Below are 12,943 nucleotides of genomic sequence, written 5' to 3' on the forward strand. Positions count from 1 at the left end.
ACGCTATCGCCCCGTCTCCACCGCGACGCCGGGAAGCCGACCGGTCCGCGTCACCTGGGCGTACCAGCGGGCGCTCGCCTTGGGCGTCCGCTGCTGCGTGGCGTAGTCGACGTGCACGATGCCGAAACGCTGGTCGTAGCCGTAGGCCCACTCGAAGTTGTCGAGCAGCGACCACGCGAAGTAGCCCCGTACGTCGACGCCGTCCTGCATCGCGGCGTGCACCGCACGCAGGTGCTGGTCGAGGTAGGCCAGTCGCTCGGGGTCCTCCACGGAGCCGTCGGCACCCACCACGTCGGGATAGGCGGCGCCGTTCTCGGTGACGTAGATGGGCGGCGCGTCGTAGTCGTCCCGCAGCCGCCGCAGCAGCCGGGTCAGGCCCTCCGGCTGCACCTCCCAGCCGATCCCGGTCACCGGCAGGCCGCGCCGCGGGAAGCAGATGTCGTCGCCCCCCGGGAACGGCGAGACGGTCGGCCGGGACGGGTGCTGGACCTCCGAGCCGAGCAGCTCCTCGGCCGGGTGGGACCGGCCGGACGCTGCGTCACCGTGGTAGTAGTTCACGCCCAGCACGTCCAGCGGTGTGCTGATCACCGCGAGGTCGCCCTCCTGCACCACGGCCTCCCAGGGCCGCCCCTGCCAGGACATGTCCGCGGTGCGCGCGGCCAGCCGGGCGTCGTACGCACCGCGGAGGAGGGGGTCGAGGAACACCTTGTTCCAGAGCAGGTCCACCCGCTCGCCGGCGTCGACGTCGGCCGGCTCGGCCGGGTCGAACGGCTCGGCGACCGTCAGGTTGAGGGTGATGCCGAGCGAGAGGCCGGCCGGCCCGGCGCTCGCGCGGAGCGCGTCCACGGCCAGCCCGTGCCCCAGCATCAGGTGGTGCGCGGCCACTAGTCCGGCGACGCCCTCCTGCCGCCCGGGGGCGTGCTGCCCGCCGGTGTAGCCGAGGAAGGCCGAGCACCACGGCTCGTTGAGGGTGGTCCAGTGGTGGACCCGGTCGCCGAGGGCGTCGTGCACGGTCGTGGCGTAGTCGCGGAACCGCTCGGCCGTGTCGCGCTCGAGCCAGCCGCCCCGGTCCTCCAGGGCCTGGGGGAGGTCCCAGTGGTAGAGCGTCACCCAGGGGGTGATGCCGTTGTCGAGGAGCTCGTCGACGAGCCGGGCGTAGAAGTCGAGGCCCTTCTGGTTGGGCGCGCCGCCGTCGGGGCGCACGCGCGGCCAGGCGACGGAGAAGCGGTAGGAGCCCAGGCCGAGCTCGCGCATCAGCGCGACGTCCTCGGGCACCCGGTGGTAGTGGTCGCAGGCCACGTCGCCGGTGTCGCCGTTGAGGATCGCGCCCGGCACCCGGCTGAAGGTGTCCCAGATCGAGGGCGTGCGGCCGTCGTCGTCCGCGGCTCCCTCGATCTGGTAGGCCGCGGTGGCCGCTCCCCAGAGGAACCCCTCCGGGAACTGGACGGACTGGTCGTGGGTCATCCCTTCACTGCTCCTTGCATGATGCCGGCGACCAGCTGTCGCCCGGCGAGGACGAAGAGCAGCAGCAACGGGATCGTCGCCATGCCCGTGCCGGCGAGAACCAGCGCGTAGTCGGTGGTCTGTCCCTGACCGGTGAGCGCCAGGCGGTCGAGGGCGATCTGCAGGGTCTCGGTGCGCTGCAGCGCGACGAGCGGCCACATGTAGTCGGTCCACACCTGCATGAACGTGAAGAGGAAGAGGATGGCCATCGCCGGGCGCGCCGCGGGCACCGCCACGGTCCAGAAGGTGCGCAGCATCGTGCAGCCGTCCATCCGTGCCGCCTCGATCAGCTCGTCGGGTACGGCGTCGAGGAGGTACTGCCGCATGAAGAACACGCCGAACGCGGTCACCAGCGTCGGCAGCGCCACCGCGACGAGGGTGTCGAGCAGGTTGTAGTCGCGCATCAGGATGAACAGGGGCACGATCGCCAGCTGCGTCGGCACCGCCATCGTGAGCACGACGAAGCCCATCAGGGCGTTGCTGCCGCGGAAGCGCAGCTTGGCGAAGGAGTAGCCCGCGAGCGTGGAGAAGAACACCACCGACGTCGCGCACGCCGTGGACACCAGCACGCTGTTGAGGAGCGCCTGCCAGAAGTCGACGGTGTGGAGCACCCGGCGGGCGTTCTCGATGAAGTGACCGCCCGGGAGGATGGGCGGCGGGAAGTCGCCCGCCGCTCCCTTGGTGTGGGAGCCGATGACGAAGGACCAGTAGAGCGGCAGCGCCGAGCCGACCACGAAGCCGGCGAGCAGGCCGTAGACGACGAAGCCCGGACGGCGGTTCATCGCGAGGCCTCCGCGAGGTCGTGCCGGAGGGTCCGGCGGGGGAGGAGCTCCGGGGCTGCGTTCATGCCGCGCTCCTCCGGGTGGCCCAGCGGGTGATCACGAAGTTCAGCACCGCGATCGTGAGGATCACCAGGAAGAGGATCCAGGCCGCCGCGGACGCGCGGCCGTAGAACTGGTCCTCGATGCCCTTGACGTAGATGTAGAGCGTCGAGGTCATGTACTGGTGGTCCGGGCCGCCCTCGCGGTTGGGGGTGTTGTCGAACAGTCGCGGCTCGGTGAAGATCTGGAGCCCGCCGATGGTGCTGGTGATGACGACGAAGATCATCGTCGGCCGGATCAGCGGCAGGGTCACGGCGAAGAACTGGCGGATGCGCCCCGCGCCGTCGAGCGCGGCGGCCTCGTAGAGGTCGCGCGGCACCGCCTGCATCGCGGCGAGGAAGATCAGCGCGTTGTAGCCGGTCCAGCGCCAGTTGACCATCCCGGCGATGGCGAAGTGGCTCCACCACCGGTCGACGTGCCAGCGCACCGGCTCGAGGCCGATCCGCTCGAGGATGCCGTTGACGACGCCGTACTGGTCGGCGAAGAGGCTGCCGAAGATCAGCACCGCGGCGGCGGGCGCCACGACGAACGGCAGCAGCACGCTCATCCGCCAGAGCGCGCTGGCCCGCAGCCGCCGGTCGAGGAGGGCGGCGACCGCGACGGCGAGCACGACCTGGGGCACCGAGGACATCAGGAAGATGGAGAAGGTGTTGACCAGCGACTTCTGGAACACCGGGTCGGTCAGCACGAACCGGTAGTTCTCCAGGCCCACGAACTCGCCCCGCACGTAGTAGGCGCGGTTCCAGTCGAACAGGGACAGGTAGCCGGTGTAGAGCAGCGGGTAGAGCCCCACCAGTGCGAAGAGCACGAAGAACGGCGAGACGTAGAGGTAGGGCGAGAGCCTCAGGTCCCAGCGGGACCTGCGCTGGCGGCGGACGAGTCGGGCGCGGTCGCGCCCCTCGGCCGTACGGCGGGGTGCGGGCGCGCCGTCCGCCGGAGGCTCCGCGGTGGCGGTGCCTCCGGCGGCGCGGTGCTGGGTGCTCATGGGTGGAGTCGGATCCCTTGTCGCAGTGGTCTGGTCGGTCCCGGGGTCAGCCGGACGTCACTGCAGCGACTCGACCTCGGAGAGGAACGTCTCCCACGACTTGTCGGGGTCGGTGCCCTGGTCCACCCGGTTGATGGCGTCCTGGAACTTCCCGAGGATGTCGGAGTAGAGCGGTCCGTGGTAGGGCTGCACCTCGATCGCCTCGGCCCGGTTGGAGAAGATCTCGCCGGCCGGCGCGTTGTTGAAGTACTCGTCACGGGTCTCCAGCAGCGCGGGATCCTCCAGGGCCTCGACCTGCGAGGGGAAGTTGCCCAGGGACTTGAAGATCTTCAGCTGCTGCTCGGGCGCGGTGATCCAGGTGATGAACTCCAGCGCCTCCGCCTGGTGCGGCGAGGACTTCGGGATGGCCAGGTAGGAGCCGCCCCAGTTGCCGCCGCCGCCCGGGAAGACGTCGGCGATGTCCCACACGACGCCCTTCGGGGCCGGGTCGCCGGTGTTGTCGCGGATGTTGCTGCGCATCCAGCCCGGGCACGGGATCGTGGCGAAGCCGTCGTTCTTGAAGCCGGCCGTCCAGTCGTCGCTCCACTGCGCCGCCTGGGTCGACAGCTTCGCGGAGTTGGCGCTCACGGTCTCGTAGACCTCGCGGAGCTCCTCGTTGTCGACGTCGACGGTGTTGTCGGCCCGCTCGAAGGGGTGCTCCACCTGGTTGAGCATCGCCTGGGCGATGGAGCCGCTGGCGTCGTACCACTTGCTGCCGGGGACCTCGGCGACGAACCGCTCACCGAGCGCGAAGTAGTCGTCCCAGGTGGTCATCAGCTCGGCGACCTCCTCGCGGTCGGTGGGCAGACCGGCCTTCTCGAAGAGGTCGGCGCGGTAGCAGATCGCCTCGGGGCCGGCGTCGGTCGCGTAGCCGACCAGCTCGCCGTCGGGCGTGGTCGCGGCCTCGACCTTGAAGTCGAGCCAGCGGCCCTCGACCTCGTCCTGGGAGAGGTCGACCCACCGCTCGGGTGCGGCCACGAGGGCGGGGATGAAGTCGCCCTCGACGGCGACGACGTCGGGAAGGCCCTCGTTGGCCTGCAGCAAGGTGTTGAGCTCGTTCTTCCAGTCGTCCCAGAGCGAGACCTTGGTCTGCTCGACCTGGATGTCGGGGTTCTCGGCGTTCCACTCCTCGATGAGGGCGTCGTAGCCGAACTCGCCGAAGGTGGTGATGGTGAGGGTCTCGCCCTCGCCGAGCTTCTTCTGCTCCGCCGACTCGGTGGGGTCGTCGGAGCCGCCGCAGGCGGCGGTCAGCCCGAGCACGAGGGTGGTGACCGCGCCGGCGGCGAGGTAGCGGGTGGTCCGGCGGAGGCCGGCGGTGGTGGGGGGGGGGGGGGGGGGGGGGGGGGGGGGGGGGGGGGGGGGGGGGGGGGGGGGGGGGGGGGGGGGGGGGGGGGGGGGGGGGGACCGCTGCAGCGGTCCGCGGCGGGTGTGGTGCACGGTGGGGCTCCTCGGTGACGCGGTGAGGGTGGAGGGGTGTGTTGAGGGTGTGACTGAGGATGCAGCGTGAGAGCGCTTCCATCCGTCGTGGCTCGCACACCATGACATGGGTCACATCAGGCGGTCAAGGGTGGCTGGCGCAGGCGCGTTGAGGCGGCTCGGAATGTGGAAGCGCTTCCAGTAGACGGCAGGCGGACGGTGGCCTACTGTGAGCGGCGTCACCGGCCGGACCCTGGCCGCGGAGAGGAGCGATCATGGCGCAGGTGCGGTTCGAGAAGGCGTCGCACGTCTACCCCGGAGCCGATCGTCCGGCGGTCGACGAGCTCGACCTGACCATCGAAGACGGCGAGTTCATGGTGCTCGTCGGGCCGTCCGGATGTGGCAAGTCGACGTCGCTGCGGATGCTGGCGGGGTTGGAGGACATCACGTCCGGCTCGGTGTGGATCGGTGACCAGGAGGTCACCGACGTCGCGCCGAAGGACCGCGACATCGCCATGGTCTTTCAGAACTACGCGCTCTACCCCCACCTGACGGTGGCCGACAACATGGGCTTCGCGCTGCGGATCGCGGGTGTGCCCAAGGCCGAGCGGCGCGAGCGGGTGCGAGCGGCCGCCGAGCTGCTCGACCTGACCGAGATGCTCGATCGCAAGCCGAAGGCGCTCTCCGGCGGCCAGCGCCAGCGGGTCGCGATGGGCCGGGCCATCGTGCGGCAGCCGCAGGTCTTCTGCATGGACGAGCCGCTGTCCAACCTCGACGCCAAGCTCCGGGTCTCCACCCGCACCCAGATCGCCGCCCTCCAGCGCCGGCTCGGCGTCACCACCGTCTACGTCACCCACGACCAGGTGGAGGCGATGACGATGGGCGACCGGGTCGCCGTCCTCAAGGACGGGCTGCTCCAGCAGGTCGACACGCCGCTGGCGCTCTACGACCGCCCGGCCAACGTCTTCGTGGCCGGTTTCATCGGCTCACCGGCGATGAACCTGCTCACCGGCTCGACCGCCGGCGACGGCGCGGCCCTCGTCGACGGGGTGGAGATCCCCCTGCCGCGGTCGGTGGCGGCGGCCTCGTCCGGCGAGGTCACGCTCGGCATCCGGCCCGAGTCGTGGCGGCTCGCCGGCCCCGACGAGGCCGGCTACCCGGTCACGGTGCAGGTCGTGGAGGAGCTGGGTGCCGACGCCTACCTCTACGCGACCCCCGCCAGCTTCTCCATCGCCGACCGCCCCGCCGGCGAGATGGTGCCCCAGGTCGTCGCCAGGGTGGACGGCCGCACCGGCCTCCACCGCGGCCAGGAGGTCCGCCTCGTCGCCGACCCCGCCGCCGTACACGTCTTCGACACCGGCAGCGGGCTTCGGTTGAACTGACGCACCAACAGAGTTTGTAGCGAATCGGCGCTGCGGAGCGCGAAAACCGTTGAGGCGCGGCGGTTGCCGCGCCACGCCTGTGGAGGAGCTCGGCGGCCGCGGCCCAGGCGGCCCGATCCTGGGGCGATGCAGCTCCATCTCACCCGGGCCGGAGTGGTGACGCCCGTGGCCGTCGACCCCCTCGGCGTCGCCGGCCCCACCCCGGGACGGGCGCGCGGCCCGGGCTGGCGCACCACCTCGCCCGGGCGCTTCGTCCCGGCCGGCGTCGAGCGGACCACTGAGCAGCGGATCGTCGAGGCGGTCGCCGGCGCGCCGGACGGCTCGGCCGCCACCGGGTGGGCGGCCCTCCACTGGCAGGGAGCCCGGTGGTTCGGTGGCCGGGCGGCGGACGACACACCACTGCCGGTGCCGGTGTCCCTGGGCGATGCGGCTTCCCGGGTCCGCCGCGCAGGCGTGCACTACAGCCACGACTGGCTCTTCGACGACGACGTGGTCGAGGTCGACGGCCTGCCCATCACCCGCCCGGCGCGGTCGGTCTCCTGGGCCGCCCGCCGCGCCCGGGGGCTCGAGGAGGCGGTGCAGGTGGTCGACATGGCGCTGGCGGCCGACCTCGTCGATCTTGCTGCGCTGATGAGGTACGCCGAGCGCCTCGGTCCCCGTCAGCACACGCGTCGGCTCCGTTCGGCGCTTGCGCTCGCCGACGAGAACGCCTGGTCGCCGATGGAGGTCACCATGCGCCTGCGCTGGCTCGCGCGGACCGGACGGCGCCCACTGTGCAACGCGCCGGTGTTCGACCTCGACGGCAACCACCTGCTGACGCCGGACCTGCTCGACCCGGAGGCCGGCGTCGCCGGGGAGTACGACGGCGTGGTGCACGACGAGGTCCGGGTGCGCCGTCGCGACCTCGACCGCGAGGAGCTGTGCCGCGAGCTGGGCCTGGAGACCGTCGCGATGATCTCCACCGACCTCCGGGACGGGCACTCCTTCGAGCGTCGCCTGGACGCGGCCTACCGCCGGGCGGCGGCGCGAGGGGCGGGTCCCGCACCGGGTCCCGCACCGGGTCCCGCGCCGGGTCGGACACCGGGTCGGACGCCGGGCGGGCGTCGTACGAGGTGGACCCTGGCCCGTCCCGACGGCTGGCCCGACACCTCCACCGTCGCCGCCCGTCGCGCCCTGACTCCGGAGCAACGGGCTCGCTGGCTCTCCCGCTGACGCGCGCCCCAACAGTTCTCGTCGTCGATCCGCGGAGAAGGCGACAGATTCTGTTGGGGCGCCGGCTCAGCGGCGAGCGTCCGCCACGGCAGCAGCCCCGGCGGCCAGGCAGACGCCCGCCAGGGTGAGGGCCGTCGCGCGGAAGGCGGCCGCGTCGCCGCCGTACAGCTGCAGGAGCGCGACGCTGACGGCGGAGCCGACGGAGAACCCGAGGTAGCGCAGGAGCTGGTTGAAGGACAGGGCGCTGCCCGTCTCTGCGTGCGGCACGTGGGGCACGACCAGCATGGCGAGGGACGAGAAGGTGAACCCGCTGCCCAGACCGCCGACCGCCATCGCGAGCAGCGCCTGCCACAGCCGGTCGTGGCTCACAGCGAGCAGCACCAGCGACGAGGCGAACACCGCACATCCCAGCGGCAGCAGCACCTGGCCACCGAACCGGCGCGCGACCCGCAGCGCCACTCGGCTGCCGGAGACGCTCATCAGCGAGTAGGGCACGAGCACCAGACCCGCGGCGGTCACCCCTGCCCCGAGTCCCCACCCGTCGCTGCCGTCGGCGCGCACGAGGAGCACCACGATGGTGAGCAGGCCGTACATGCCGACGCCGAGCGCGAAGGCCACGACGTGCGGACCCAGCAAGCCGCGACGGCCGGCGAGCCGGAGGTCGACGAGCGGGTGGCCGCCGCTCCGGCTGACCGCTCCGGTCCGCCCGATCCAGCCCCCGAGCAGGGTGAGGCCGCCGCCCGCCGTGAGGAGCACCGGTGCCGACCTCCAGCCCCAGCTCTCACCCTGGCTGACCGCGAGCAGCACGGCGGCCATGCCGCTCGAGACCAGGGCGACGCTGGCCAGGTCGACGGGCTGTGGCTCGCCGTCGGCGTCGCGCGGCAGGTGCCGGACGGCGAGTGCGATGGTCGCCGCGACGAGCACTGCACAGAACCAGAACGCACCGGCAATCCCGAGCTGCTCGGCGACCACCGCGGTCAGCGGATAGCCCAGGCCCGCGCCGGCGACCGTCGCGACCGACAGCAGCGAGAGCCGGGACGCCAGCCGGGCGCCGGTCCAGGAGTCCCGGGCCACCGCGAGCGCGACGGGCGCCACGGCGAGCCCGGCACCCTGCAAGGCACGGCCGGCGATCATCGGCCCGATGCCCAGCGGCAGGGCGGACACCACCGTCCCCAGGAGTACGACGCCCAGCGAGCCGATCACGACCGGCCGGCGCGCTCGACCGGACGCCCACCGGCCGAGCACCGGCGTCGCCGCGGCCGCCGAGATCAGGGTGGCAGTGAGCAGCCACTGGGCGGTGCTGATCGGGATGTCGTGGGCGGCCGCGATGCTCGGGACGAGCGGGGCGCCGAGGCTGCTGACGACCGCGGCGACGATGGCGATCGCGGCGAGGGTGGCGAACAGCCCGTTGGCGGGGCGCTCGGTCCCGGGCACGGTCGCGTCCTCCTCCTGTGGCCGCGGGCGCGGAGGCGGCTGCCGCGGCGCCCCGGCCGGCCCGACTGGAAGGCCGGCGGTGGCCGGCTCGACAGCCGCTCAGCGACGGTCGCCCTGGGTCTACTTGTTCGCCTTGCGGGCCCGGCTGGCCATCTTCGCGCGCTCGTTGGCGTCGAGGTTGACCTTCCGGATGCGCACGGTCTCCGGCGTGATCTCCACGCACTCGTCCTCGCGGCAGAACTCCAGGCACTGCTCGAGCGACAGCTTCTTCGGCGGGATCAGCTTCTCGAAGTTGTCGGAGGTGGCGGACCGGATGTTGGTCTGCTGCTTCTCCTTGGTGATGTTGACGTCCATGTCGTCGGCGCGGGAGTTCTCGCCGACGATCATGCCCTCGTAGACCTCGGTGCCGGGCTCGACGAACAGCACGCCGCGCTCCTGCAGCGACGTCATCGCGTAGGCGGTGGCGGCGCCGGCGCGGTCGGCGACCAGCGAGCCGGACTGGCGGGAGCGGATCTCGCCGGCCCAGGGGAAGTAGCCCTCGGAGATCGAGTGCGCGATGCCGGTGCCGCGCGTCTCGGTGAGGAAGTCGGTGCGGAAGCCGATCAGGCCACGGGCCGGGACGATGAACTCCATCCGCACCCAGCCGGTGCCGTGGTTGGTCATGCCCTCCATCCGGCCCTTGCGGTTGGCGAGAAGCTCGGTGATGGTGCCGAGGAACTCCTCGGGCGCGTCGATGGTCAGCCGCTCGAACGGCTCGTGCAGCTTGCCGTCGATCTCGCGGGTGACCACCTGCGGCTTGCCGACGGTCAGCTCGTAGCCCTCACGGCGCATCTGCTCGACGAGGATCGCCAGCGCGAGCTCCCCGCGGCCCTGCACCTCCCAGGCGTCGGGGCGCTCGGTCGGGAGGACGCGCAGCGACACGTTGCCGATCAGCTCGGCGTCGAGACGGTCCTTGACCAGTCGCGCGGTGACCTTGTGGCCCTTGCCGCCCTTGCCGACCAGCGGGCTGGTGTTGGTGCCGATCGTCATCGAGATCGCCGGCTCGTCCACGTGGATCAGCGGCAGGGCGACCGGGTTCTCCGGGTCGGCCAGCGTCTCGCCGATGGTGATGTCGGGGATGCCGGCCACCGCCACGATGTCGCCGGGGCCGGCCTTCTCGCCCGGCTTGCGCTCCAGGCCCTCGGTGATCAGCAGCTCGGTGATCTTGACGTTCTTGACGGCGCCGTCGCGCTGGATCCAGGCGACCTGCTGGCCCTTCTTCAGCGTGCCCTGCTTGACCCGCAGCAGCGCGAGCCGACCCAGGAACGGCGAGGCGTCGAGGTTGGTGACGTGGGCCTGCAGCGGCGCGCCCTCGTCGTACTCGGGCGCGGGGATGGTCTCGAGGATGGTGCGGAAGAGCGGCTCCAGGTCGCTGCCCTCGGGCAGCGTGCCGTTCTCCGGCTTCTTCCGCGACGCGATGCCCGCCTTGCCGGACGCGTAGACGACCGGGAAGTCGAGCGCGTCCTGGCTGTGGTTCTCGTCGAGCAGGTCCATGAACAGCTCGTAGGTCTCGTCGACGACCTCGTCGATCCGCGCGTCGCCACGGTCGGTCTTGTTGACCACCAGGATCACCGGCATGTCGGCATTGAGGGCCTTGCGCAGCACGAAGCGGGTCTGGGGCAGCGGGCCCTCGGACGCGTCGACGAGGAGCACGATGCCGTCGACCATCGACAGGCCGCGCTCGACCTCGCCTCCGAAGTCGGCGTGGCCGGGGGTGTCGATGATGTTGATCACCATCCCGTTGGCGGCGTCCTCGCCGAGCATCTCCTGCGCGGAGGGACCGCGGTAGTGGACCGCGGTGTTCTTCGCGAGGATGGTGATGCCCTTCTCGCGCTCGAGGTCGCCGGAGTCCATCACCCGCTCGGCGACGCCCTCGGCCTGGTGGGCGCTGAACGCGCCGGCCTGGTGCAGCATCGCGTCGACGAGGGTGGTCTTGCCGTGGTCGACGTGCGCCACGATGGCGACGTTGCGGAGATCGTTGCGGCGGGATCGTCCGGACTCGGACACAGCGGAAGACATGGGAGTACGGCGTCGCTCTCGTCGAAGGTCGTCTGGCCTGACCGCGGGCGGGCGCGCGCGGGCCGTCGTCCAGCCTAACGGCGCGGCCGTCGGCTCCTCACATCCGCGCGGAGAGGTGTCCGCGGCCGGAGGCGGCTGGCTACCTCGCCGAGTGATGGGTAACACTTCGGGCATGCAGACCATCGGGCTTGTCGGCGGGATGTCCTGGGAGAGCAGCGCGGCCTACTACGAGGCCCTGAACCGCGGCGTCGAGAACCGGCTCGGCGGTCTCCACTCCGCCCGCACCGTGCTGGCCTCCGTCGACTTCGCCGAGGTCACCGCGCTGCAGGAGGCGGAGGACTGGGACGGCGTGGCCGAGGTGCTGCGCGGCGCCGCGCAGTCCGTCGAGCGCGCGGGTGCGGACTTCCTGATGCTGTGCACGACGACGTTCCACCGCGTCGCGGAGCAGGTGCAGGACGCCGTACGCATCCCGCTGCTGCACCTCGGCGACGTCGTGGCCGAGGCGTGCAAGGAGCAGGAGGTCGAGTCGGTGGCGCTGCTCGGCACCCGGTTCGCCATGTCCCGCACGTTCTTCACCGACCGGATCGCCTCGCACGGGCTCGAGGTCCTCGTCCCGGACGCCGCCGAGCACGACGAGCTCAACCGGATCATCTACGACGAGCTCGTCCACGGGAAGGTGCTCGACGACTCCCGCAAGCAGGTCGTCGGCATGATCTCCGAGCTCTGGGACGCCGGCGCCGGCGGCGTCATCCTCGGCTGCTCCGAGCTCGAGCTCCTGGTCCGCCAGGCCGACTCCGAGATCCCCGTCTTCCCCTGCACCTCCCTCCACGTCGCCGCTGCCCTCGACCGCGCCCTCGCCTAGCGCGAGGTGGGAGGTTTCTGCGCGCGACGTGGGAGGTTTCGGCGCGCGAGGTGGCACGTTATGGCGCGCGAGGTGGCAGGTTCCGGCGTACGAGGTGGCAGGTTCCGGCGCGCGAGGCGGCAGGTTCCGGCGCGCGAGGCGGCAGGTTCCGGCGTACGACGCCGCCGGCTCAGGAGCGCCCGCCGGTCGAACCCCGCCCACTCGGAGTGCAAGCTCCGCCACCTCGCGACCTCGAATGCGCCACCTCGCGCGCCACAACCTCCCACCCCGTGCGCCAAGTCCCGCCACCTCGCGCGCCGGAACCTCCCACCTCGTGCGCCAAGTCCCGCCACCTCGCGCGCCGAAACCTCCCACCTCGCGGTGCAACCCCGCCACCTCGTGGACCAGATCCCGCCACCTCGCGCGCCGAAACCTGCCACGTCGTGGGTCAGGGGCGGTGGAGCTTGTGCTGGGCGGCCTGGGCGCGGGGCTTGATCACCAGCTCGTCGATGTTGACGTGGGGCGGGCGGGTGGCGACCCAGGCGATCGCGTCGGCGACGTCGTCGGCGGTGAGGGGGTCGGGGACGCCGGCGTACACCGCGTCGGCCCTCGCCTGGTCACCGCCGAACCGGTTCAGCGAGAACTCCTCGGTGTGCACCATCCCGGGGGCCACCTCGCAGATCCGGACCGGCTGGTCGTACAGCTCCAGGCGCAGGGTCTCGGTGACGACCTTCGTGCCGTGCTTGGCGGCGGTGTAGCCGGCGCCACCCTCGTAGGCCACCCGCCCGGCGGTGGAGCCCACGTTGACGACCACGCCCGCTCCGCTGGCCACGAGCGCGGGCAGCAGCGCCTTGGTGACCTGTGCCAGGCCGAGCACGTTGACGTCGTACATCCGGCGCCACTGGTCGAGGTCGGCCTCCGCGACCGGCGTCAGTCCGTAGGCCCCGCCCGCGTTGTTCACTAGTACGTCGAGCCGCGGGCCGACCGCCTCCGCCAGCCGTGCCACGTCGGCGGCCGAGGTCACGTCGCAGGGGACGGCCCGGCCGCCGATCTGGGCCGCCAGAGCCTCGACCCGGTCGGCCCGCCGTGCGGCGCAGACGAGCTCGAAGCCCTCTGCGGCGAGGCGGCGGGCGGTGGCCGCGCCGATCCCGCTCGACGCACCGGTCACGACTGCCTGGCGTGTGGTCATGGC

The 12,943-nt window shown here is 72.0% G+C and carries 10 protein-coding genes; 3 read left to right on the plus strand and 7 right to left on the minus strand.

From position 1 onward, the window contains the following. Positions 1–3: 3 nt before the first annotated feature. The 4 genes from ACPOLA_RS11305 to ACPOLA_RS11320 all read right to left on the minus strand — a co-directional run bounded on the left by ACPOLA_RS11305 (position 4) and on the right by ACPOLA_RS11320 (position 4,668). Positions 4–1,464, minus strand: coding sequence for a glycoside hydrolase family 1 protein (locus ACPOLA_RS11305; RefSeq protein WP_435770532.1), 1,461 nt, complete (start codon positions 1,462–1,464; stop codon positions 4–6). Further along, a complete protein-coding gene (locus tag ACPOLA_RS11310; protein WP_435770533.1) occupies positions 1,461–2,285 on the minus strand; it encodes a carbohydrate ABC transporter permease in 825 nt (274 codons plus the stop codon). The genes ACPOLA_RS11305 and ACPOLA_RS11310 overlap by 4 nt, the downstream gene beginning before the upstream one ends. A gap of 61 nt (positions 2,286–2,346) precedes the next feature. Further along, positions 2,347–3,369: a carbohydrate ABC transporter permease gene (locus tag ACPOLA_RS11315; protein WP_435770534.1), complete on the minus strand. Its 1,023-nt coding sequence runs from the start codon at positions 3,367–3,369 to the stop codon at positions 2,347–2,349. Positions 3,370–3,426: 57 nt separating this feature from the next. Next, positions 3,427–4,668: an ABC transporter substrate-binding protein gene (locus ACPOLA_RS11320; RefSeq protein ID WP_435770535.1), complete on the minus strand. Its 1,242-nt coding sequence runs from the start codon at positions 4,666–4,668 to the stop codon at positions 3,427–3,429. Positions 4,669–5,099: 431 nt separating this feature from the next. On the opposite strand from ACPOLA_RS11320, the gene ACPOLA_RS11325 reads away from it, so the two are divergent. Further along, the gene (locus ACPOLA_RS11325) at positions 5,100–6,206 is read left to right on the plus strand and encodes an ABC transporter ATP-binding protein (RefSeq protein ID WP_435770536.1); all 1,107 of its coding nucleotides are present in this window, start codon (positions 5,100–5,102) and stop codon (positions 6,204–6,206) included. Positions 6,207–6,332: 126 nt separating this feature from the next. Further along, entirely contained in the window at positions 6,333–7,418 is a 1,086-nt protein-coding gene (locus ACPOLA_RS11330) for a hypothetical protein (protein ID WP_435770537.1), read from the plus strand. Between the two features lie 66 nt (positions 7,419–7,484). Here ACPOLA_RS11330 and ACPOLA_RS11335 read toward each other — a convergent pair whose 3' ends face one another. Both ACPOLA_RS11335 and typA read right to left on the minus strand, forming a co-directional pair. Continuing rightward, positions 7,485–8,852 carry an MFS transporter gene (locus ACPOLA_RS11335; protein WP_435770538.1) on the minus strand — a complete coding sequence of 456 codons (1,368 nt, stop codon included), beginning with the start codon at positions 8,850–8,852 and terminating at the stop codon, positions 7,485–7,487. A gap of 120 nt (positions 8,853–8,972) precedes the next feature. After that, on the minus strand, positions 8,973–10,910 hold the full coding sequence (typA, locus tag ACPOLA_RS11340) for a translational GTPase TypA (RefSeq protein ID WP_435770539.1): 1,938 nt from the start codon (positions 10,908–10,910) through the stop codon (positions 8,973–8,975). A 172-nt stretch (positions 10,911–11,082) separates the two neighbouring features. On the opposite strand from typA, the gene ACPOLA_RS11345 reads away from it, so the two are divergent. Further along, a complete protein-coding gene (locus ACPOLA_RS11345; protein ID WP_435770540.1) occupies positions 11,083–11,772 on the plus strand; it encodes an aspartate/glutamate racemase family protein in 690 nt (229 codons plus the stop codon). A gap of 427 nt (positions 11,773–12,199) precedes the next feature. On the opposite strand, the gene ACPOLA_RS11350 is transcribed toward ACPOLA_RS11345, so the two are convergent. Then, positions 12,200–12,940, minus strand: coding sequence for an SDR family NAD(P)-dependent oxidoreductase (locus ACPOLA_RS11350; RefSeq protein WP_435770541.1), 741 nt, complete (start codon positions 12,938–12,940; stop codon positions 12,200–12,202). Positions 12,941–12,943 lie beyond the last annotated feature (3 nt).

The sequence above is a fragment of the Nocardioides proteolyticus genome, from assembly GCF_051280635.3.
Classification (GTDB): domain Bacteria; phylum Actinomycetota; class Actinomycetes; order Propionibacteriales; family Nocardioidaceae; genus Nocardioides.